This window comes from Winogradskyella ludwigii (assembly GCF_013403985.1).
GTDB lineage: Bacteria > Bacteroidota > Bacteroidia > Flavobacteriales > Flavobacteriaceae > Winogradskyella > Winogradskyella ludwigii.
This window is the reverse complement of sequence record NZ_JABFDF010000001.1, coordinates 154,531-177,377: the sequence shown is the minus strand read 5'-3', so window position 1 is coordinate 177,377 and position 22,847 is coordinate 154,531. Positions and strand designations below refer to the sequence as shown.

Annotated in this window: 20 protein-coding genes; 10 read left to right on the top strand and 10 right to left on the bottom strand. The window is 32.7% G+C overall.

From position 1 onward, the window contains the following. The first annotated feature begins 16 nt into the window (after positions 1 to 16). A complete protein-coding gene (locus tag HM981_RS00680; protein ID WP_179336660.1) occupies positions 17 to 4,003 on the top strand; it encodes a LamG-like jellyroll fold domain-containing protein in 3,987 nt (1,328 codons plus the stop codon). A gap of 166 nt (positions 4,004 to 4,169) precedes the next feature. Further along, positions 4,170 to 5,372, top strand: a complete 1,203-nt coding sequence (locus HM981_RS00675) for an NAD(P)-dependent oxidoreductase (RefSeq protein ID WP_179336659.1) — start codon at positions 4,170 to 4,172, stop codon at positions 5,370 to 5,372. Here the strand turns inward: HM981_RS00675 and HM981_RS00670 are convergent. The 8 genes from HM981_RS00670 to HM981_RS00635 form a co-directional block, all read right to left on the bottom strand. After that, positions 5,369 to 6,073, bottom strand: a complete 705-nt coding sequence (locus HM981_RS00670; RefSeq protein WP_179336658.1) for a hypothetical protein — start codon at positions 6,071 to 6,073, stop codon at positions 5,369 to 5,371. The two genes, HM981_RS00675 and HM981_RS00670, sit on opposite strands and share 4 nt — an antisense overlap. A 1-nt stretch (position 6,074) precedes the next feature. Continuing rightward, positions 6,075 to 6,740: a DUF1361 domain-containing protein gene (locus HM981_RS00665; RefSeq protein ID WP_179336657.1), complete on the bottom strand. Its 666-nt coding sequence runs from the start codon at positions 6,738 to 6,740 to the stop codon at positions 6,075 to 6,077. Continuing rightward, positions 6,728 to 7,135: a ribosomal maturation YjgA family protein gene (locus tag HM981_RS00660; RefSeq protein ID WP_179336656.1), complete on the bottom strand. Its 408-nt coding sequence runs from the start codon at positions 7,133 to 7,135 to the stop codon at positions 6,728 to 6,730. The genes HM981_RS00665 and HM981_RS00660 overlap by 13 nt, the downstream gene beginning before the upstream one ends. Then, on the bottom strand, positions 7,132 to 7,746 hold the full coding sequence (locus HM981_RS00655) for a SanA/YdcF family protein (protein WP_179336655.1): 615 nt from the start codon (positions 7,744 to 7,746) through the stop codon (positions 7,132 to 7,134). The genes HM981_RS00660 and HM981_RS00655 overlap by 4 nt, the downstream gene beginning before the upstream one ends. Next, positions 7,743 to 8,264, bottom strand: coding sequence for a Coq4 family protein (locus HM981_RS00650; RefSeq protein WP_179336654.1), 522 nt, complete (start codon positions 8,262 to 8,264; stop codon positions 7,743 to 7,745). The genes HM981_RS00655 and HM981_RS00650 overlap by 4 nt, the downstream gene beginning before the upstream one ends. A 330-nt stretch (positions 8,265 to 8,594) precedes the next feature. Next, the gene (locus HM981_RS00645; RefSeq protein ID WP_179336653.1) at positions 8,595 to 9,983 is read right to left on the bottom strand and encodes a DUF4153 domain-containing protein; all 1,389 of its coding nucleotides are present in this window, start codon (positions 9,981 to 9,983) and stop codon (positions 8,595 to 8,597) included. A gap of 86 nt (positions 9,984 to 10,069) precedes the next feature. Then, positions 10,070 to 10,363, bottom strand: coding sequence for a winged helix-turn-helix domain-containing protein (locus HM981_RS00640; protein ID WP_179336652.1), 294 nt, complete (start codon positions 10,361 to 10,363; stop codon positions 10,070 to 10,072). A gap of 75 nt (positions 10,364 to 10,438) precedes the next feature. Further along, positions 10,439 to 11,047: a hypothetical protein gene (locus tag HM981_RS00635; RefSeq protein WP_179336651.1), complete on the bottom strand. Its 609-nt coding sequence runs from the start codon at positions 11,045 to 11,047 to the stop codon at positions 10,439 to 10,441. Between the two features lie 109 nt (positions 11,048 to 11,156). Between HM981_RS00635 and HM981_RS00630 the strand changes: the two genes are divergently transcribed. Both HM981_RS00630 and HM981_RS00625 read left to right on the top strand, forming a co-directional pair. Beyond that, complete coding sequence (locus HM981_RS00630; RefSeq protein WP_179336650.1) at positions 11,157 to 11,510, top strand: hypothetical protein; 354 nt, start codon at positions 11,157 to 11,159, stop codon at positions 11,508 to 11,510. 9 nt (positions 11,511 to 11,519) lie between these two features. Next, complete coding sequence (locus tag HM981_RS00625) at positions 11,520 to 11,888, top strand: DUF1801 domain-containing protein (protein ID WP_179336649.1); 369 nt, start codon at positions 11,520 to 11,522, stop codon at positions 11,886 to 11,888. Positions 11,889 to 11,962: 74 nt separating this feature from the next. Here HM981_RS00625 and crcB read toward each other — a convergent pair whose 3' ends face one another. Next, positions 11,963 to 12,328: a fluoride efflux transporter CrcB gene (gene crcB, locus HM981_RS00620; protein ID WP_179336648.1), complete on the bottom strand. Its 366-nt coding sequence runs from the start codon at positions 12,326 to 12,328 to the stop codon at positions 11,963 to 11,965. Between the two features lie 25 nt (positions 12,329 to 12,353). Beyond that, a complete protein-coding gene (locus HM981_RS00615; RefSeq protein WP_179336647.1) occupies positions 12,354 to 13,394 on the bottom strand; it encodes an SRPBCC family protein in 1,041 nt (346 codons plus the stop codon). A 93-nt stretch (positions 13,395 to 13,487) separates the two neighbouring features. On the opposite strand from HM981_RS00615, the gene HM981_RS00610 reads away from it, so the two are divergent. The 6 genes from HM981_RS00610 (at position 13,488) to HM981_RS00585 (ending at position 22,825) form a co-directional block, all read left to right on the top strand. After that, the gene (locus HM981_RS00610) at positions 13,488 to 15,530 is read left to right on the top strand and encodes a dipeptidyl-peptidase 3 family protein (protein WP_179336646.1); all 2,043 of its coding nucleotides are present in this window, start codon (positions 13,488 to 13,490) and stop codon (positions 15,528 to 15,530) included. Positions 15,531 to 15,739: 209 nt separating this feature from the next. After that, positions 15,740 to 16,894, top strand: a complete 1,155-nt coding sequence (locus tag HM981_RS00605; protein WP_179336645.1) for a DUF3095 family protein — start codon at positions 15,740 to 15,742, stop codon at positions 16,892 to 16,894. 198 nt (positions 16,895 to 17,092) lie between these two features. Next, positions 17,093 to 18,658, top strand: coding sequence for a phospholipase D family protein (locus tag HM981_RS00600; RefSeq protein ID WP_179336644.1), 1,566 nt, complete (start codon positions 17,093 to 17,095; stop codon positions 18,656 to 18,658). A gap of 274 nt (positions 18,659 to 18,932) precedes the next feature. Next, a complete protein-coding gene (locus HM981_RS00595; protein ID WP_179336643.1) occupies positions 18,933 to 20,642 on the top strand; it encodes an AIPR family protein in 1,710 nt (569 codons plus the stop codon). Positions 20,643 to 21,468: 826 nt separating this feature from the next. After that, positions 21,469 to 21,909 (top strand): hypothetical protein, encoded by a 441-nt coding sequence (locus tag HM981_RS00590; protein WP_179336642.1) that lies wholly within the window; start codon positions 21,469 to 21,471, stop codon positions 21,907 to 21,909. A gap of 187 nt (positions 21,910 to 22,096) precedes the next feature. After that, on the top strand, positions 22,097 to 22,825 hold the full coding sequence (locus tag HM981_RS00585; RefSeq protein ID WP_262890187.1) for a tRNA-uridine aminocarboxypropyltransferase: 729 nt from the start codon (positions 22,097 to 22,099) through the stop codon (positions 22,823 to 22,825). Positions 22,826 to 22,847 lie beyond the last annotated feature (22 nt).

Sequence of the window (22,847 nt, the reverse complement as noted above, 5' to 3'; positions counted from 1 at the left end):
TCTAACAATACCTATAATGAAAAAACAAATACTACTTACACTCTCCCTAATCGTATCTACAACCTATCTAACCCTTAATGCTCAAAACTGGAACGAAATCATAAATGCCACAGCCTCTGATGCAGGCACTGGTGACTATTTTGGCTATTCAGTTGCAATTGATGGTGATTATGCCATTGTTGGCGCTAATCTTAATGACGATGCCGGTGGCTCTTCAGGTTCAGCCTATATCTTTGTGCGTTCGGGAAACAATTGGACAGCACAAACAAAACTCACGGCGTCCGATGCTGCTGCTGGTGATCAATTTGGCACTACTGTTGCTATTGATGGCGATTATGCCATTGTTGGAGCTTATGCTAATAGCGACGCTGGTGGCTCTTCAGGTTCCGCATATATCTTTGAGCGTTCTGGAAACAGTTGGACAGAACAAACAAAACTTACGGCGTCCGATGCTGCTACTGCTGATTTTTTTGGTTATTCCGTTGCTATAGATGGCGATTATGCCATTGTTGGAGCTTTTGGTAATGACGATGCTGGTGGCTCTTCAGGTTCAACATATATCTTTGTACGTTTAGGAGGTAGTTGGGCAGAACAAACAAAACTCACGGCGTCTGATGCTGCTGCTTCTGATTATTTTGGCTATTCAGTTGCAATTGATGGCGATTATGCCATTGTTGGCGCTTATGGTAATGATGATGCAGGTAATAATTCAGGTTCAGCCTATATTTTTGTGCGTTCTGGAAGTACTTGGACAGAACAAGAAGAACTCACAGCATTCGATACTGCTGGAGGAGATCAATTTGGATCTTCTGTTTCTATAGCTGGAGATTATGCCATTGTTGGGGCTTTTGGTAATGACGATGCTGGTTCCTCTTCAGGTTCAGCCTATATCTTTGTGCGTTCAGGAAGTAGTTGGACAGAACAAGTAAAACTTACAGCATCTGATGCTGCGGCTATTGATATTTTTGGCAATTCTGTTTCTATAGCTGGCGATTATGCCATTGTTGGAGCTTTTGGTAATGACGATGCTGGCAATTCTTCAGGTTCAGCGTATATTTTTGTGCGTTCAGGAAACAGTTGGGCAGAAGAAGAGAAACTCACGGCGTCTGATGCTGCTGCTGGTGATCAATTTGGCTATTCCGTTGCTATTCAAGGCGATTATGTCATTGTTGGTGCTAATGGTAATGATGATAATGGTAATAGTTCAGGCTCTGCCTACTTTTTTGAAAAGGAGCCGCCAGCTATTGTCCCTGATCAAACTAATTTACCGGATGTTACATCACAATGTGAAGCTACACCAACAGCACCTACAGCAAACAGTGGAACAATTACAGCAACCGCAGATGTTGTCTTCCCAATAACAACACAAGGCACAACAATTGTAACCTGGACTTACAATGATGGTGTTGGTAATACCTTAACGCAATTACAAAATATAATAATTGACGATACCACAGCACCTATTCTATCATTTTCTAATCCTTCAGATGCGTTGATAGATTCTTGTGCAACTGAAGTTATAGTGCCTTCACCTGTAATTGTAGAAAATTGTACAATAAATACTACTTTAGATTTTGATGGAACTAATGATAGAGTTACCATTCCTTACAGTGCATCTTTAGCTTTTACAACAGAATTTTCTGTACAAGCTTGGATTTATCCAAGAGCCAATAGTTATTCTAGAATCTTAACTAAATATTCTGGTGGTGGTAATAACCAAGGTGAATTTGTTTTTGATACCTACGATGGTTCTATTCCAACATATTATGCCAACGGTAGAGGTTTAAGACTCGCGTTTACAGGGCCTAACGGAGGGTCTGTTCTAAGTCCTAATGTATTAAATTTAAATACTTGGAATCACGTAGTAGGTACTTTTAATAATGGTATTATTAAAATATATGTTAATGGTGTTGAAGTGAATTCGGGCACAACCATATATACTTCAATACCAACATCTTCTTTAGATTATGCAATCGGAGAAGATATTTTTGTGAATCAAAATGAATATTTTAGTGGTCAAATAGATGAATTAAGCATATGGAATAAGGCACTTAAGCCATCCGAAATCACTTCTGGCTACAATAAGATTTTAGAAGGAACAGAATCTGGTTTAGCAGCATACTATGATTTTGAAGAAGGAACAGGAAGTTCTGTATTGATTGATAAATCTAGTAATGGTAATGACGGGCTTTTAACTAACATGGATTCAAATACAGATTGGATAGCCTCTGCAGCGCCTATAACTATGGTGAGTCTTACTAATGATATTACTGGTACTTCTGATGCATCAGGTACATATCCTGAAGGAGAAACTATAGTTACTTGGACTGCTACAGATACCAATGGAAACCAATCAACATTAGAACAAATAGTAAATATTGTTTGTAGTATAACTTACACGTTTAACAATGATGTTTGGTCACCAAATAATCCAAGTGGTTTGGCTACAGCTTTAGATGATATTATTGTTACATCTGGTAATGCTGCTATTAATTCTAATACATCTGCTAACACAGTTACGGTTGAAGCTGGTGCATCGCTTACCTTAGATGCCGCCTTAACAGCTACAGATATTACATTAAACTCTACTTCAACCAGTTATTCAAGTTTATTAATTGGAGCATCTGGTAATGTGTCTGGTACTATAAACTATAACCGTTTCGTTAATTCTAATAGTCTTGGTAACGACCTAATCTCATCACCTTTATCCGGTGAAACTTGGAGTAATTTTTTAAGTTCAGAAAATGCAACAGCCTTATTAGATAATGGCGGAACACCAATCATTTATGCTTTTGCACCTTTTGATAAAACAACAGGTGATTATGAAAATTATGATAGCAACACTACAGCAATCTTAAGCAGTGGTAAAGGGTATAGAGCTGCAACGGATACAGGTGAAACCTTAACGTTTTCAGGAACAGTGCCAACAGACGTTAGCGTAAATATTATGAATACGGCAACCGCTTATTCTCAATGGAATTTAGTGGGTAATCCGTATCCCTCTTATATTAATGTGCACGCGTTTTTAAACCACGAGGTAGACACTGGTATTTCAAACTTAGATCTTTTTACAAATGCATCTGCCGCAATTTATGGTTATAATGCTAATGAAGAAAATAGCTGGACCATCTACAACTTAGCAAATACAACAGTATCTACAGTTATAGCACCAGGTCAAGGCTTTTTTGTGAGTGCAGATGGCACATATGAGTCAGCATATAATTTAGAGTTTACCACAGCAATGCAAACCATTGGGACTTCAGACGATTTTATTGCTGGTCGTAATGCGGACTTAGAACTAATTTATCTTACAATAGATTTAAGTTCAAACACAAACACAAACACAAACACAAACACGTACAATACAGATGTCTATTTTAATGCCAATGCAAGTGAAGGTTTAGATAAAGGTTACGATGCTGAACTTTGGGGAACTGTAGTACCTGAATTTAGTATTTATTCTCACTTAGTACAAGATAATACAGGGAAACCAATAGCATTACAAACCTTAAATGCAACTAGTTTATCTAATATATCTATTCCTTTAGGTGTGCATGCCAACTTAGGAGAACAAATTACATTTAGCATTTCAGAAACCACATTGCCAGCAACAGTAAACGTGTTTTTAGATGATGTTTTAACTAACACATCTACATTACTTAATAACAGCGATTATACCATAACGCCATCAACAGATCTTTCAGGAACTGGCCGTTTCTTTTTACGAACTACAGAAGAAGCGTTGTCTATTACAGACAATAATTTTGATGCTATAAATATATTTTATGAGAAGCGTGCTAAAGATGTCCTTATAAGCGGACGTATTCAAAATAATACTGTAGTTGAGGTTTATGACATGCAAGGCAGAAAAGTGTTGTCTAGTCTTCTTGATTCTACTGTATTAGAAAATAGAATACATGTTGCTTCGCTAAATGCAGGTGTGTATTTAGTTCATCTTAAAAATAGTTCAGAACAAAAAACACAGAAAATAATTATTAATTGATGGGCTGATGTTATCCAAGTTTTAAAATTACAAACGTTTCATATTCAATACTAAAAAAATGGAATTCTCAAATAGTTGTGGTTTAAATTGACAAATAATTTAAATCACACTATTTTCGTAAAAACTATAATAATCCCACTTTTTAGGGAATGATAATTCCATTACCATGACATTCGCCATCATTAAAGAACGTAAAAATCCACCAGACAGACGTGTGGTGTTTTCTCCTGAACATTTAGCAGAAGCGAGAACACAATTTCCTGATGCTACATTTATAGTAGAATCGTCAGATATAAGAATATTTCCAGATGAGGCTTACAGAAAATTAGGATTCGAAGTTTTAGAAGATGTGTCGCATGCAGATGTGATGATTGGCGTCAAAGAAGTGCCAATTGAAAATTTAATTCCTAATAAAAAATATTTCTATTTCTCACATACCATAAAGAAGCAGCCTTATAACAAGAAATTGTTGGTCGCTATGTTAGAGAAAAATATAGAAATGTTCGATCACGAAACTATAATTAAGAAGAATACAGCACGTCTCATTGGTTTTGGACGTTATGCAGGCTTAGTAGGTGCTTATAACGGGTTTAGAGCTTTAGGATTACGAGATAATTTATTCAACTTACCAAAAGTAGAAACGCTTGCAGATTTAGATGCGGTAAAATCAGAATTAGATAAAATAACCATTCCTAATATTAAAATTTTATTATCAGGTACAGGTAAAGTGGCTTATGGAGCCAAGGAGATTTTAGATCATTTAGGTATTAAACAAATTAGTGATGCGATGTATTTAACATCGCAATTTTCGGAACCAGTCTTTGTCATGGCAGATGTTATGGAATATGCTAAACGAAAAGATGGTAAAGTAGGAGATAAGTATAAGTTTTATAAGGATCCATCTGGTTATGAGAGCAATTTTATGCCTTATGCTAAAGAAACGGATTATTTTATAGCAGGTCATTTTTATGGGAATAATGCACCTTATTTATTTACCCGAGAAGATGCAAAACATACTGACTTTAAAATTAATTTAGTGGCAGATATATCTTGCGATATTGATGGTCCTGTAGCCAGTACAATTAGACCTTCAACTATTGAAGATCCTTTTTATGGTTACGATCCTAAAACAGAAAAAGAAGTCGCTTATAATGCTAAAGGAGCTATAACTGTTATGGCTGTAGATAATTTGCCATGCGAATTACCAAAAGATGCAAGTGAAGGTTTTGGAGAAACATTTTTAGAACACGTTATTCCTTCATTTTTTAATAACGACGAAAGGGAAATTTTAAAACGTGCTAAGATGACAGAAAATGGACAACTAACTAAGCGCTTCAGTTATTTACAAGACTATGTAGATGGAAATTAGTCTAGAGGATTATATGTAATGACTTTTAATCCGTCATCTTCTAAATTAATATACTGATAACTAACGTTATCTTTTTTATCGAACTCACCATTTTTGTTGGTGTCAGATATACTTTTAAAATAGAGTCTGTTCAGTGATATAACAATTTTCCAATCTACAATTTGAGCTAAATTTGGCGTCAATTTCTGGAGGTTTTTACCATCAATATGACTTATATATAATGTTTCTACATCGTTAGAATTTAGCTTTCCGTCTTTATTTGTGTCGGCATCTCTAATGGTATAAACTAAAAATTGAAGACCGGTTTGTTTTCTTATATCTTCAAGAAAATGGACAGAAGTTATTTCTATAATTTCATCTGTTAAAGCTGATGTTTTTTCTGAGTTAAGATGTTGAAATTTTATATTATTCAATTTTCCAGATATTGAAAAGTTATTGTAACGCGACACAGAATAGGATGTAGAACCACTTTTACTGCTATAGCTAGAAAATCTTGAATTATATTCTGAAATATAACCAACAGGATGGATTAAATAGTCTGTACTATCAATAGCAATCGGTAAATCTGCGATTTCGATTTTTGAACTATCTTTTTTAATTTGAGTTTTAAGGCTGTCATCATGACTGATTGATTTCGATTTGTCCTCACAGCTCATCATAAATATGGATAGACAAACGGTTATAAAAGTTAGTTTTATCATTTTAGTTTGTTTTTAATTGATTCAAATTCTTAAACATAAAATAGCCTACTACTAAAAAAGCACCAAAGCCAAGAGTAAATAGCCACGCTTCAAAATGTTGAAATGGCGAAAAAATTATAGTTATAATATCCTTAAATAAAAGATGTGGCTGACTTATAATTTCCCACGAGTTGTAACGGAGAAAACGTCCCAAATAAACTCCAAATCCACAAAGAAAAATTATAACAATACTTACAGCTTCAACAGGGAGCTTTTCAAATTTAGATTTTAAAAGTTTTTGCATATCCATTATTGATATAAAAAACAGTAATAATCCACTCAAAGTAAACGATAACACCACCAACACATCGAGCCATAAAAGAGAATGGTTTCCTATTCTAATATGAATTAAATCGGTGACAATATAAGGTGCATTGGGTAAAAAGGCTAACCAAACTAAACTCCAAAAAGCCAGCTTAATTTTGCTAATGTTCGGTTTCGTATTTAAATACATAGTTATTGTATAAGGTATAATGGCTAAAAACACATTCCAGATTAAAAATAAAAAGAAATAAGATTTATTGAGTTTCATGCGTACCATGAGTAAAATAATACTAAATATTAAAGCGACGGTGACTAACACTAAGGTTTTAAATCGGGTTTGAATCAATATTTTTAGTGCTTCCATAATCTGATGTTTTTTAAGTTTTTGAATTTAACAAGAGATGATTCAAAGATTAAAACGGTTAATATTCCTAAGGTGTAAGCGACCAAGTCTGTAACTTGAAACGTACTTCCAAAAATAAGTTTAGCAGTAAAACTATCTTGTAAATTAAAGTAAGCTAAGAATGGAGTTAGTTGAAGAACTTCTATGCCATAAGCAATTAAGAGGACGATTAAACTCGAAACCCTCACATTCAAGTTAGTGCATCCTCTAATAATTGCATATAGTAAAATAACGACGAGATAATCGCCAAAGGTGTGACGAATAAATCCTGTTTTGATAATAAAAGCGATGGCCAATTCTATGAGAAAAAGACTGTGTGCTAAGGCTAAATAGGTTTTATTGAATTGTATGTTCATTGTATAATTATTTTTTCTCCTAAGAATTTTGGTTGGACATTAAACATGACATCTAAACTCGCTTTGGTGCGCGCTAAATATTCGCGTACAGGTATTTTGTATACATCTTTTGCGTTAAAAGCGACAGCGTCAATACCAAAATGTTGAGCAATATAAATAGCACGCTCATTATGGAATTTTTGTGAAATAATGGTGATAGCGTTCTGTCCAAAGATTTCTTTTGCTCTAACGATAGAATCCAAAGTTCTAAAGCCAGCATAATCTAAGATTATACGTTCAGCAGGAATCCCTTTTGCAATGAGGTCATTTTTAAAATCGGTAGGTTCATCATAGCCTTTTCTTCCATTATCTCCACTGACTAAAATGTAGTCTATCTTACCAGCTTTATAGAGTGCAACAGCAGCATCTAACCTGTATTTGTAGAAAAGATTAATGTTTCCGTTTGGCGCGAGTTTGCTTGCTCCAAGAAGGAGTCCTACTTTGTTTTTTGGGATGTTATCTACATCATTGTAGTTAAGTTCTTTGGCTTTATAACTCACCCAATGAAAAGTGATGAAAACACCAAGAACGACGCAAAGTCCAGCTAAGACCAATATTTTTAATTTCTTCATACAGAAATAAGGTTAAGATTTAATAATTCTTGTTTTGGGAAAATAGCATCTCTAAAATCTGAAATAGAAACATGCATTAGATTTCTATAATCAAAATGATGAAAGGCATTGGCAGCTTTTCCTGTTTTAAATGATTTGTGGTAATATTTATAATAATCTGGTAGTATGGCAATACCAAGAATAATAGCTCCATATAAATACGGACTTCGTTTTCCGTTGCCAAAGCAAAGACATTGTAATGCAATTTCGTCTTCAACTTTAGTGCTATAACCACAAAGTACATGGTAGCAATCGTGACGTTCTACTTTTGGAATTAATTCAAAATGATTCTGCTCTAAAAATTCTCCTAAGTGTCTTCCAAAAGTAGGTGCTGGCAGCTTTAATAAATCGGATTTTGTAAGCTTCCAAGCATCATGATTTTTAAATAGATTGGTGTAGATGCGTTGCGAATGTTCAAACAACCAAATGATAAGCTGCTTTCGCTTAGATTTTAAAGTTTTAAATAATAGGTTGCTCATGGTAAATTGGGGATTTGTGGTTCTATAATCGTTTCGGTAGTGCTATATTTTCTTTTACAGCGATTCAATTTAAAATTCCATATTAATAGGGCTAAAACATAAGTGCAAATACAGTAGCTAATCAAAAGTATTTCGAAATTGAAAGCTATAATTGCTGTTATTTCTAACCCAAATAAAACAATGATGTAATACGGGAAAAGTGTTTTAAATACATACATTTTGTCATTGGGATTTTTCGAAAACCAAAACATACAAGACACACTTATTCTAATAATTATGAACGTAAATCCACTTATAATTAAGAATGCAAAAACGATTAATGCTGCCATATTATTTTGTGTTTACTTTAAAATTATCGTATTGTAGTTCTTGCCAATTATTCGTTTCTAGTTTGTATACATATTTGTTGTATTTTGATTTTATAAGTCGAATAGAACCTTCACTTAAACTTTTGTTTTCTAGCTGTTTATTTAACAGTAAGGTGTTATTGTTAGATAATTCAATGACATAGTTATAATCCATTGATTGCGCATAGTTAAAGTTGAAATTGGTAATGTGATAATCCCAATTTATCGTACTCGAAGCGATAAGAATAATAAAAACGGCTTGCGTGTTTATTCGGAATAAATACCAATTGTTTTTTGCGCTATTTATTTTTAGAAGTGTAGTGATAAGTCCAATGGTGGCAAGTAAAAGGTAAACAACGACTCCAATACGCTTATAGGTTAAACCAAAATAATAGATGTATTGACTGTTTTTAAAAACAATACTTAAAACCAATAGAATGTTTAAGATAATCCAAGTAAAAGCGAGACGTTTGAGTGTTATGTTTTGATCGTAAAAATTAAGATTACCTCTAAATACATACAGCAGAATCATTATAGCAATAACAATAGAGGCGATAAGTGCATTGATTCCGCTATGTACTTGGGCAGAATAAGCAGAAGCGCTAATAGCTTGCTGTGACGTTAAAAAGGTAATGTCTGTTATTAAATACATGACAATTAATGCATTTAAAAGCGAAATTAAAATGACGCCAAGTTGGTTTTCTTGTTTTAATTTAAGAATGGAAAAAGCGTCTGTTTTTAGTAAGGTGTCGTCAGTTTGTAAATCCAGTTCAGTAGCGTGTTCTACTACAATTGGCGCATAAATATTATTGAATAGATAATAACCTAAACCAGCAAACAGAAGCCATTGTATGTTTATAAACCCGAAATCGATGTTCTCAATAATATTGCTGAAAACAGGATTCCCTTCTTTGTAAAGAGCAATAAATGCGATGACTATGACCGTTGGAATTAAAATAATTTTAGCCCAATGAACGTAATCGATTGCTGTTTTTTCTTCATCGGCTTTAGGTTCCGTTTTATTAAGTGCAAAGTTGCGATGAAACAAACCAGCAATTGTGGTATACAACCCATTGAGCCAAGAGATGTAAATTGAGGATTTAGTTTCAGAAAGATGCCCTATAAGTGTAAAGAATGCGACAAAATTAGCAATCACGGAAAGGGTAGAACTATGAAAAAACAGGGTTAAGCCAGTAGCAAGATATGCTATGGTGTAGATTTGGGTTTTCCTATTTTTAAAGTGTTTTTGATTATTAATAAAAAGAATAATAACGGTCAGAATACTGAATAGAAATAGGTTTAATCCAATACTTTGATTATAAAAGAAAGTGCTAAATAAAAGGGCTGCAATAAATAGTGCTAGTTTTTTCATATGTTTGGTTTGTTGTTTTAAAAGTACTTTGTTTTTCAAAGTGAATGATTAAAAAAATAGACGAGCTACTGAGTGTAGTCGAAGTCTTAAGTTTTACGTATTAATTTTTCAAGGGCTTCAATGTGTTTTTTAAATTCGGCTTTACCAAGTTCAGAAACACTATATCTTGTGTTTGGTTTTCGTCCTATAAATTGTTTTTCAACCAAAATATATTCTGCTTTTTCTAAAGCTTTGGTGTGGCTTGCTAGATTTCCATCAGTTGCACCCAACAATTCCTTCAGCATATTAAAGTCTGCATACTCATTTACCATCAAAACAGACATAATACCAAGTCTTATTCTATGATCAAAAAGTTTATTTATATTGGTTATAATGCTCAAGCTTCGTTGTTTGTTTTTTGTAATTTTCAGTTTTCATTTTCTCCGCGACTTAACGTCTTTTGTCTGAAATACGTTTTATTTCACATCATATTTAAAATGCATCCAAGTGCCATAAACAATATGCATGATGCCAAAGCCAATAACCCAAAGCCAAAAACCATAACCCGGATAAAGCGCTGCGATAAGTCCCAAAGTTATTTGAATAAATCCTAAATATTTAATATCTCCAATACTATATTTTGAAGCATTCACTAAAGCTAACCCATAAAAGATAAGCATTAAACCTCCTGTTTGGCCATATTTACCTTGCCATAATATAATGAGAGTATATAAACCACCTGCAACAAGCGGAATTAAAAAATTAAAGAGCAAACGTCTAGAGGAATTATCCCATATTTTTTCTCCAGTCTTCTTAGCTTTCCTAGTGGTTAAAATAATACCTGTAATGGCGCTTAAAAATGCAATCATAAATAGAATGAGCATGACACTTCTAAACACCCAACCATCGAGTATAAGTGTTCCGTAACTATACGTGGTAACTAGCCAATACGTAGCGGCTGCACCAACAAGTGCATAGACACCTGCTAAGATTCCAGATAATCCACTCAAGGAAATAAAACGAGACGACTTATTCATTAAGTTTTTAATCTCACTAATGTCTTTTAGATAGTCTTCGTTGCTCATGATTTAAAGTACTTTGAAATACAAAGTAAAATAAATTAATTGGTTTGCGCAAATTTATTTTTAAGATTTGACTAAATTTATAATCGAATAGTTAAACAGCAACAACAATATGATTGAATTACTTTTAGCCATAGCTAATATTTCTGGTGGAATCTTACTTGGTTTAGCAACCTTAGATAAATGGGATGGTGAGCATAATTTTTTTTATAAAATTGCTGGTGTCTTAGCTCCTTTCGATACCATAATAGGTCTTGGCCTTATCATTTTGGCGATATTAGAATTTTGGGATGGTCTGTTATTTAATGTCGTTAGTATTTTAGGCGGCATTTTACTTTTAACGCATGTATTTGGAAAAGTACCTGCTTTAGAATCTAGCTTAAGAAAACTATCTGCCAAGCTAATGCCTTTTAAAGCCATTATTGGAATTGGATTAATTGTAATCGGTGTAATTGGAATATTTTAAAGTGAGATTTTGAACCCAGCAGAAGCACACATCCTAAAACAACCTGAACCTTTCAAATCCATATTCATGCATTTGCAAGTCTTAATAGAGCACACGTTACCAGAAGCAGATTTATTATACAAATGGAGAATGCCTTGCTATTATATAGATAAACGACCAATATGCTATATTAATAAAAGTAAAGATTATGTCGATGTTGGCTTTTGGCATTCCGCACATTTATCTAAAAAGTGGGATACTTATTTAATCTCCGAAAATCGTAAAGTCGTTAAATCCTTGCGCTACAAAACACTTGAAGATATTGATGATGTTGTTTTTATTTCAATTTTAAAAGAAGTAGAAGGGTTTAAAGAAAAAGGATTTTATAAGAAGGGTTAAGTTTTTATCTACAGTTTCTAAATCACTCTGTAACGTTGAGACTGTGTAACTTTATAACTCTCTAAAAAAAAATATTACTTCACCAAAAACATACCTAAGAACACCGCTAAAAATCCAACCACGAAACTAGCAATGGTATAAATTGCAAAACTCATAAAGTCACCAGATTTTAGAAACATATGATTTTCATAAGCAAAGGTTGAAAAGGTGGTAAAACCACCACAAAAACCTGTTGCTAAAAGTAAGGTCTGACTCTGTGATAAGGTTTCATTTTTAGCAGCCAAACCCAAAATAACACCAATAAGTAAACTACCTAAGATATTTGCAGCAAAGGTGCCATAAGGAATTCCGGTTTCTGCATTGTTTAACCATTTTCCAATGATAAAACGCAGCACGCTACCAAAACCACCTCCGAGAAATACAAGAATAAGTTGTTTCAATTTTTTAGTTGTTTTTACACTACAGTTAGTTATATAATTCCGTTGCTTGTTTTATAGCTACATAGATTTCAGCTCTCCAATCTGCAGGATTAGGGTAATTTTCAGGGAGAGTTAAATACGTTTGTAACATTGGTCCACCTTCAATTACTTCTAAATTATTAACCGCGATATAGTTTAAGGTCTTGTCCCAAGCTTCCTGCATATTGGAGTAATCCCCTTTTAAAACTGTTTTTACAGTTCTAAAGGATTCTAATTTTCCGGTTAAAATTTCCGGTTCCTCAGAGAGAATTTTAGAATTTGTTGGAATACAAGCAGAGAATATAATAGCATCATTTTCAGCATCCCATTTATTGTATAAAATAAAAGGTTTTCCAGCCATAGAAATATTATGTGTAATAGCATAAGCACCAACTTCACCTAACTTGGTGGTCATCTTTTCGTCAAAATCATTAAATTTAGAAGATGTAGTATTATAAAGATAGTATCCACCGCTATGTTCCGTTATGCCTTCTACAGTAATGCTGTAAACTTTCATTTCGGCTTGTATGGCACGATCTAATTCTTCTAATCCAAGCTCTAAATCAGGACCAATTTTCTCTTCGGTACTTTCTGTAAATGCAGACCACATTTTAAATTTAAAAGGAAGATTCTCACTCGTAACCGTCCAAGTAACATCTGTAGAACCATCGTCGTTAGCCTTAAAAATCATGTTAAGATCTGCCTTTGGGAATTTGTGCAATTGCAACTCTTGTGCAATTAATGTGTTTAATTTAGCGTCAGTTGTGGTTATAGATCCTAATTCGTTATTCGTATTCCATTGGTAAGAACTCCCAATGCCTTTTTTGTTTTCGCTTAAGGTGATTTCAGTTTCCTGTTTGTCGGAAGTCCAAGGACTCCACGAGTGCCAATTCTTAAAATCAATAACATTGTCATAAATCACAGATTGTGGTGCATTTATGGTTTTGGTTCGTGTAACTTCAAACGAATTTGGTTGCACTGCGATATAGATTGAAACTCCTATGATTAGCATTAGAAGCAGAAATAATACATATTTAAATCCTTTCATTTTAAAGAATGATGTTTAGCCGTTTATCAAAGATAGTCATTTTATGATATGTGATATAAGTGTTACATTTGTGTATAACCAAAACTTAATTTAATGAATTTGAAATCAATATTTAAAATTTGTCTTTTTGCGCTAGTAATAGTGGCTTGTAAGAACGAAGTGAAAGAACCAGCTGAGCCAACTGAAATGGTTGAAGCGGTTGAAACGGATTTTAGTTTTAACGTAGAAGAGTTTGCCGACATTAAAATTTTACGCTACCAAATTCCGGGTTGGGAAGCGTTAAGCTTAAAAGAACAAAAATTAGTTTATTATTTAACGCAAGCAGGTCTTGCTGGTCGCGATATAATGTGGGATCAGAATTACAGACATAACCTAACAATAAGAACGGCTTTAGAAAATGTTTACACGACCTATACTGGAGATAAAACTACAGACAATTGGTCAAATTTTGAAAGCTATTTAAAACGTGTTTGGTTTAGTAACGGAATTCACCATCACTATTCTAACGCTAAGTTGGTACCAGATTTTAATAAGGCATATTTAAACGAATTATTAGCGGCAACAAATACAACTTTAGAAGGAGATGCTTTCGATGTGTTATTTAACGATAAAGATGCTAAGAAAGTAAACCAAGCTAAAGGTGTAGATAATGTATTAGAATCTGCAGTTAACTTTTATGGTCCAGATGTTACAAATGCAGATGTTGCTAGTTTCTATAAAGCTAAAACATCTCCAGACCCAACGAAGCCATTATCTTATGGTTTAAACTCTCAATTAGTAAAAGAAAACGGAGTTTTAAAAGAACGTGTTTATAAATCTGGCGGTTTATATGGTGCTGCTATAGACGAAATTGTAAAGTGGTTAGAAAAAGCACAAGGTGTAGCAGAAAATGAAGCTCAAGGCAACGCTTTAGGCTTATTGATTTCATATTACAAAACAGGAGACTTACAAACTTGGGACGATTATAACGTGGCTTGGACAGCAGCAACGGAAGGTAATATTGATTATATCAACAGTTTTATTGAAGTGTATAACGATCCATTGGGTTACAGAGGATCTTATGAAACAGTTGTTCAGATTAATGATTTTGACATGTCTAAAAAAATGGCTGTAGTTTCAGGAAACGCACAATGGTTCGAAGACAATTCGCCTTTAATGGACGAGCATAAAAAGAAAAACGTTGTTGGTGTTACTTACAAAGTAGTCAATGTTGCTGGTGAAGCTGGAGATTCGTCTCCAAGTACACCAATTGGTGTTAACTTACCAAATGCAAATTGGATTAGAGCAGCAGTAGGAAGTAAATCAGTATCCTTAGGGAACATTATCAATGCTTACAGTAATGCAGGAAGCACAGGACGCTTAGCAGAATTTGTAAACGATGAAGAAGAGTTACAATTAGAAGAAGAATACGGACAATTAGCAGATAAGTTACACACCGCATTACACGAAGTAATTGGTCATGCCTCAGGACAATTAAATCCTGGAGTTGGTGAAACTAAAGAAACACTTAAAACGTACGCTTCTACTTTAGAAGAAGGTCGTGCAGATTTAGTTGGTTTATACTATTTATACGATTCTAAATTACAAGAATTAGGTTTAGTTGAAGATTGGGAAAAAGTAGGAAAAGCGGCTTATGACGGTTACATTAGAAATGGATTGTTAACACAATTAATTCGTTTAGATTTAGGTGATGATGTCGAAGAAGCACACATGAGAAACAGACAATGGGTATCTTCTTGGGCTTTTGAAAAAGGAAAAGCAGACAACGTTATTGAAAAAATAACAAGAGACGGAAAAACGTATTTTAATATTAATGATTACAAAAAGTTACATGAGCTTTTTGGTCAGTTATTAAGAGAAACACAACGTATTAAGTCTGAAGGAGATTATGCGGCTGTTGAAGCTTTAGTAGAAGGTTACGGAGTAAAAGTAGACCAAGCTATTCACGCTGAGGTTTTAGAGCGTAACAAGCAATTTCCTTCTCCACCTTACAGTGGGTTTGTAAATCCTGTGTTAGTACCAGAAACTAATGATGCTGGCGAAATTACAGCAATTAAAGTTACACAACCTAATGCATTTGCAGAGCAGATGTTAAACTACAGTAAAGTTTATAGTCATCTTCCAGAGGTGAACTAATTAGGAAATATTTTAAATATAGAAAAGCACTTACAGAAATGTAGGTGCTTTTTCTTTTAGAATAGAATTAAATATTTTAATGGTCAACAACAATTATCAATTGGTTTATAACGTTGATTAATTTTAAAATTGATTATATTTAAAATCATTCAATAGCGTAATATTTAAACGTATATTAAAGACAGAGAGAGCAATCCTTAGCGGTAACAATGGAAGATATAAAATACTATAACAAACTAAAAAAGTCAACAGATACCTTGGTAGATTTATTGGAAAATGAATCTTATTTTTCTGATGTGCCAGATACTTGGCATGTGGTTATAGTCGATATTTTAAATTCTACATTAGCTGTAGATGAAGGAAAACACCATCAAGTTAATCTAACAGCAACAGGAGCCATAATTTCCGTTTTAAACTTTATAAGAAAAGAAAAGCAAAGCATAGAAATTCCTTATTTTTTTGGTGGAGATGGAGCAACATTTATAATTCCAACTTTATTTTTAGAGCGCATCATACAGATCTTAGATAATTATAGCCTTCATATTAAAAATCACACCAATTTAATCCTTAGAGTAGGTCATATTTCAGTTAATTATTTAAGAGGTCAAGACTTTGGTTTAAAGATAGCTAAGCACCAACTTACCAATCAATTATCAATTCCTATTGTATTAGGTAATGGTTTAAAAAAAGCTGAAGACATAATTAAAACAAACTTTGAAGAGAGTAGAACAGATTTTAAAAAGACGCTTTTAAATTTAGAAGGCATGGAGTGTCGTTGGAAGCAAATCAAGCCAGTTCAATCTCAAAAAAAAGTAGTTTGTTTATTATTAGAGGCTATAAATGAAGACGACCAAAGATTAATTTATAGAGATATTATAAGTGAGATGGATACGTTTTTTGGTACTTTTAATAACCGACAACCCATAAAAACGAATAACTTAAAATTAAATTTTAGTATTCTCAATATATGGGAGGAAATGAAGATTAGACTTACCAAGCAAAATTTAGGTTACTTATTTAAAAAATGGATGGAAACACTTGTTGGTAAATTCTATTTAAACCTTTCTAGTGATGGAAAAGAATATTTAAAGCAAATTGGGCAATTATCTCATACATTTATGCTTGATGGTATGATTAATACAGTCTTTACAGCAGAACAATCTAAAATTGATCTTTTTATAGCCTATTTAAATCAACTCGAAAAAGACCAAAAAATCATTTATGGTATTCATATCACACATGCTTCTGTAATGTCTTGTTATGTGTTAGATAGAAAGACCAAACACTCACACTTTGTAGATGGCACTGAAGGAGGTTATACGTCTGCAGCCAAAATGCTTAAGCAAAAGTTGAAAAATATATAGCATCTTTGTTAGAAGTTAATTCGTCTATTAAATCGTAAAATTCCTCAGTTAGAGTGCATTTTAATATGGCAATGCTGTATATTTTACCAGCGGAAAAAACAGATGCTTTAACCTAAAACATCATTCGATTCAATTATCTTTTTGAGGTAACTTTAGAGGTGTTTTTTTTAAGATCGTTAAAACAGTATAAAAACAATAATGCAGAACACTACAAATTACTTTCAATACTTAAACGGAAAACAACATATTACATTTTTTCTATTTCTGTCCCTAGTTCTAGCATCTTGTAACAACCAACCCAAAGACACTCCAGAAACCGATTTCTGTACCAATATCCACAGAAACGATTCTACATCACTATCCAAAGAATTAGAAGACGTTGCAGAACAAATGGCAACCAAAACGGGAGTTTATGTTTTAGAAGACGGAAGTGGTTCTATGGTGGCAAGAGCATGGTTAACCGAATATGCCGAAAAAACCATAGACATTCAATACTTTATTTTTTCAACAGATAACGTTGGGCTTATTGCTTGCGATTATCTAATTAGAGCCGCAGATCGTGGTGTAAAAGTTCGGATTATTGTCGATGATATTATGGTCGATGCCGATATTCAAGATATTCTCACCTTTGCATCTCATGAAAATATTACCGTAAAAATTTATAATCCTGGAGTTAATTTAGGAAAGAACATTTTTAGTAAAATAAGCAAGTTTGCCACAGATTTTAGGTCTGCCAATCAACGTATGCATAACAAAACGTTTATTGTAGATGGTAAAGTAGTCATTACAGGCGGACGAAATATTGCCGACGAATATTTTGATTACGACCACGAGTATAATTTTAGAGACAGAGATATTCTATTATTAGGAAACGTATCTCAAACCATAAATGCCTCTTTCAATCAATTTTGGAATAGCGATTTAAGTAAAGATGTGACCACGATTATAGACGATTTACCAACCAATGCAACTGCAGAAAACCGGTTTGATAAATTACACGAATACGCTTGTAATCCCGAAAATTTCTGGCCACAAGTAAGAACACGTATTGCCAACTTACCAAACACCTTTAAAACGATTAACGCTTCCGGAAATTTAGTTTGGTTAGACGATGTTCAATTTATTTCAGACGAACCTGGAAAAAACGATGGAGAGCAAGGTTTAGGTGGAGGCGGAGTGTCTACCACAGCATTAATAGATTTAGTTAAAAAAGCAAAGTCCTCTATAGAAATCCAAACGCCTTATTTAATAACCACAACCTTAGCTCAAAATTTGTTTAAAGAAGCCACAGAACGTGGAGTAAAAATTAGAATCTTAACCAATAGTTTGGCTTCAACCGATAATGTAGAAGCCTTTAGCAGTTATCAAAGTGATAGAGAAACCTTACTAAAAACAGGAGTACGTATTTTTGAATTTAAACCAGATGCAGAAGAACGCCTTAGTATTATGACAGGAGAATTACAAGCCACCTTAAACCATAAACCCATTTTTGGCTTACATGCCAAATCCATGGTAATTGATAACCAAATTACAGTGGTTGGGACCTTTAATTTAGATCCAAGAAGTGCCAATTTAAACACAGAATGTGTTGTCGTTGTAAATTCCTCACAAATCTCAAAAGGTGTTTTAAAAGGCATGGAAATAGAATTTAAACCCGAAAACTCTTGGGAAACCACCTTAGATTTTAATCCCGATGCTGAGGTTGGTAATTACAAACGTTTAAAAACGTGGACACGCAAACTATTGCCTAAATCTATTTTGTAACCAACACCAATGTTGCCGTAATTGCAGTCTCTTTTTTTTATTTGAAATAGTACGTGACTTTACGTATAGGTTTCTTCTTACTTTTTTGTTAGTTTTATAACGGGTTAAGTATCATTACGGAAACCCGTATCTAATTACCCTTTAAGAGTAATATCTTACTGAAAATTTAATATTATAAATAAGGATAAAAGTTCCTCTTATTCCGAGAATGAAAAGGGATTAGGAGTGTTTTTATTTTTATATAACTAGTTGTAGGTAATACGAAAAAAATAATATGGCAAACATAAATGATTATAAAATTGTAGGAAAAAAAAGTTCGAAATACTTTGAATTACTTGCGAATGAGCTTGATTTTGATTTTTCAATCCTTGAGCAAAAACAAATCGAACGATTAGGATTCTATTTATTCATAATTGAACACTTAACACATTTGAATGACATTCTTGATATTACAGATATCGTGTCAGATACAGATTTTAATAAGATCTTGTTTGATGAAAAATATGATGATTGTGGAATAGATGCAATTACTGTTAATGAAGAAGAAAATCATATTCAATTATTTAACTTTAAATATCGCAATAAATTTAGCGCAGGAAAACAAAGCTTAAATGAAACAATTCTATCTTCAAAATTTATAAATGCTCTAGTTACAGAAGATCTTTCTCAATTAAGAGGAAAAACTAAGAAAGGAGCTAAAAACATTTTAGAGAAACTAAATAGTAATGATGAATACAAGATTTCATTATACGTTGTAAGTAATGAGGAAATAGAAAGCATTAACAAAGATCATCATTTACAACAACTCGAAAAAATGTACGGGTTAGAAATTATTCTAGTCGGTTTAGATCAAATTAGTCAATTTGTTTCATTAAGACCTAATCCTATTCATTCAAAGTTAATAGTAGATAATGACGCTATAATGTCGTTTTCAGAAAGCTCAATATCATCCTCAAAATCATATATACTCAGATTACCGTTATCGGAAATTATTAGAATTACTTGTGATGACAATAATTTAAGAACAAATTATGCAATTGAAGATTTAACGCCATTAATAAATGTAAAAATTGACTACTCGGTTCTTTTTGATAACGTAAGAGGTCTTGTTGTTAAATCAAAATATAACAACAATATTTCTCATAGTTTAAAAAATGATCCTACAAAGTTTTTCATGTATAACAATGGGTTGACTTTAACTGCGAATGACATTACTGCTGAATCTGTAAATGCTAATAAAAAAGTAAGACTTAATTTAGATTCTATTCAGGTTTTAAATGGTGGTCAATCATTAAGGACGATCCATGCGTTTAATTCGGAGGATTCTAAACATTTAGAGGATTATTTATCAAAAAGTGAAATTCTAGTTAGAATTTTCAAAACCTCTAAAGATTCTTCTCTGAACAATAAAATTGCTGAATTTACAAATAGTCAAAATTCAATATCTAATGTAGACTTAAAATCTCTAAGAGGCGAACAATTACAAATTGAACAATACTTAGATGAACACAATATTATATATTCTAGAAAAACTGGTGATACTGGGTTAAGTAGTTCTAAGAATTATAAACATAAAATAAGTATGGAGAGATTTGGGCAAGTACTAATGTCTTTGAGGGGAATGCCTGAACGAGCTACAAATCAAAAGAAATCAATTTTTGATAAATACTATGATGAACTCTTTTTAAGTACTAGTTTTTCATTAGAAGCATGTCCAAAAATGGTCGTTGATTATTTCAGAATAAAGAAAGAATATGAAAAAGTAAAAGCAACTGTAGCATCAAGTGAACAAAAAGTTTTTTACATCCTATATTTACAATCTAAACTCGATAAGTCTGTAAGTGAATTAATCACTACTCTAGAATCAATAATTGCATCATACATTCCTACCTCTGGAAAAGCTTTATCTGAGGCAAGAAAATTGATTCAATTAAATTTTAAATCATATTTAGATGAACAAGTACTACCTACAACATGGCTATAATTAATACGGATTCAGGTGCTTAATCTCAATGTTTAGTAATTTTAACAAAGTCCGCCAAATCTTTTGATTTGGCTTTAAAAATGAAAAGATAAAACAAAATAAAAAGTTTTGGTTAAGTGCTTAATCGAAAGGATAGTTCCTTTTAATCCCGTACTAACCATAGCCGAGACGTTAACACACCTTTGAGAATAACAGCAGAACATATAAGAGAAAATTATTTGATTTTAATAATTAAGCTATCGATATTATGCTTATTTATCTATTCATTGATTTCTGGAATTTCCAATATAATTGAACATTTTAATGCTGTTATTGATTATACTGCAAATCGATTTGAGGAATACTTTTACATTTCAACAAGCAATTATTATTTACGACCTTCTCTAATCTTATTAATTCCAATTATTGGAATTTTTACTAATAAAAAAATCGGTTGGATTTTAATTCAATCCTATTTCTACTTTTTGATTACAAATTTGGTGTTTCCTGCTACTCAAATTGACTTTACAGATAATACGCTGATTATTCTAAATATTATTGGACTCATACTCATACTTCTGATCATCATTCTGATGAATAAAAATAAAATAAGTAATCTAGTTTATGGAATTAAAAAAGTGGAATTGATTAATAAGAATATTATAGCTTCTGTTATCGGAATTTCAATAACGATAATTTTGGTTATGATTAATGAGAATGGAATTTAGAAAAAAAAATGTGGTAAAATCCTAGCAGATTTTCTATATGGTTTTTATTTGCTAACTTTAGTACTTAAGCCACGTAAAAAACTATACAAAACACGTTGCCAAACCCAGAACCTTAAAGAATGAGAGTAACTACTTTTCCAGATTGGACTTTTGATTTTGACGAAACCAGAATGGGGTGTTACAATATAAATGCAACTCGAAGTACAGGAAATTTAATCGGAATTGACGGAACTGATGAATATAGTGGATTTGAAAAAATTATATCTGACATTGTTGACTTTGAACTAACTCAAAACCGAACTTACTCATACTGGAACAATGTGTTTTCTGAAATTTTTAAATCAAACGGAATAATATTTCAGAATAACTTAGAATTAGAAAAACCAAATGATCATTTCAAAAGTTGGGTAATAAAGTTATATAACGTTGAATTATATTTTAAAAGCTCTGAACCTGAAATTAGGTTAATAAAAAATGAAAAACGATTATACTCGAAAAAATGGTTTGACTTTAGCGGAACTGAATTTCATAAATTAATGAATGTAATAAAACAGAAATAGCAAAAATCCGATGACTAACAACAGAATCCCTTAACTAGCCTCATTTGCAACGAGCACACATCAAATTAAGAAGTTTGTTATACTATTTAGTCTAAATTTGCACGCATCACAGACGAGCGCTAGCAGTCGAAAAGTTAATAAAAACAAATGCGTTCCTCCCAATTAGAAAAATAAAGAAATACCCAATTTGCAAGCAGACATAAAAAATCCAAGACTCACCTGTTACAAATGCATGAATCCTAAAAGCACCTGTATTTGTAAACACATTCAATCGTTACAGACTAAGACGCGTTTTATTATTCTGATGCATCCAAAGGAGTACAAGAAAGAAAAGAATGGAACAGGTCACATGACGAAGCTTCAACTTGACAATTCAGAAATTATAGTTGGTGTCGATTTTACTAATAATAAGCGTGTTAATGAGATACTGACTAATGAAAATAATAATTCTTTTTTATTGTATCCAGGAAAAGATAATTTCAACTTATCGGTAAGCAAAAGTTTAGAAGTAAAGTCTTTTATGGGTCATAATCCACACCTCTTCATTCTAGATGGTACATGGCCTTGTGCTCGTAAAATGCTAAAACTAAGTAAGAACTTGCAAACCCTAAAGCGAGTGAGTTTTGATAATACTATTAAATCAAAATTTATTATCAAACAACAACCAGAATCACTTTGCTTAAGTACCATTGAGTCTGTCTATACCGTTTTAAATTTACTTAAGAAAGGAGACGTTGAAGAATGTGACACAAAGGATTTTCTAATGCCTTTTGAAAAAATGATTGAACATCAATTAGATTATATGCTCAACCCAAACCATAAAAATTTTAGCGCTACAGTAAAAAGTGAACTTACTGCTAAGGACCAATATAAGAAAACTACAGAACGCAATACTATTTTTGAATTAGAGCAATAAATATTTTCAAACCTAACTTCCC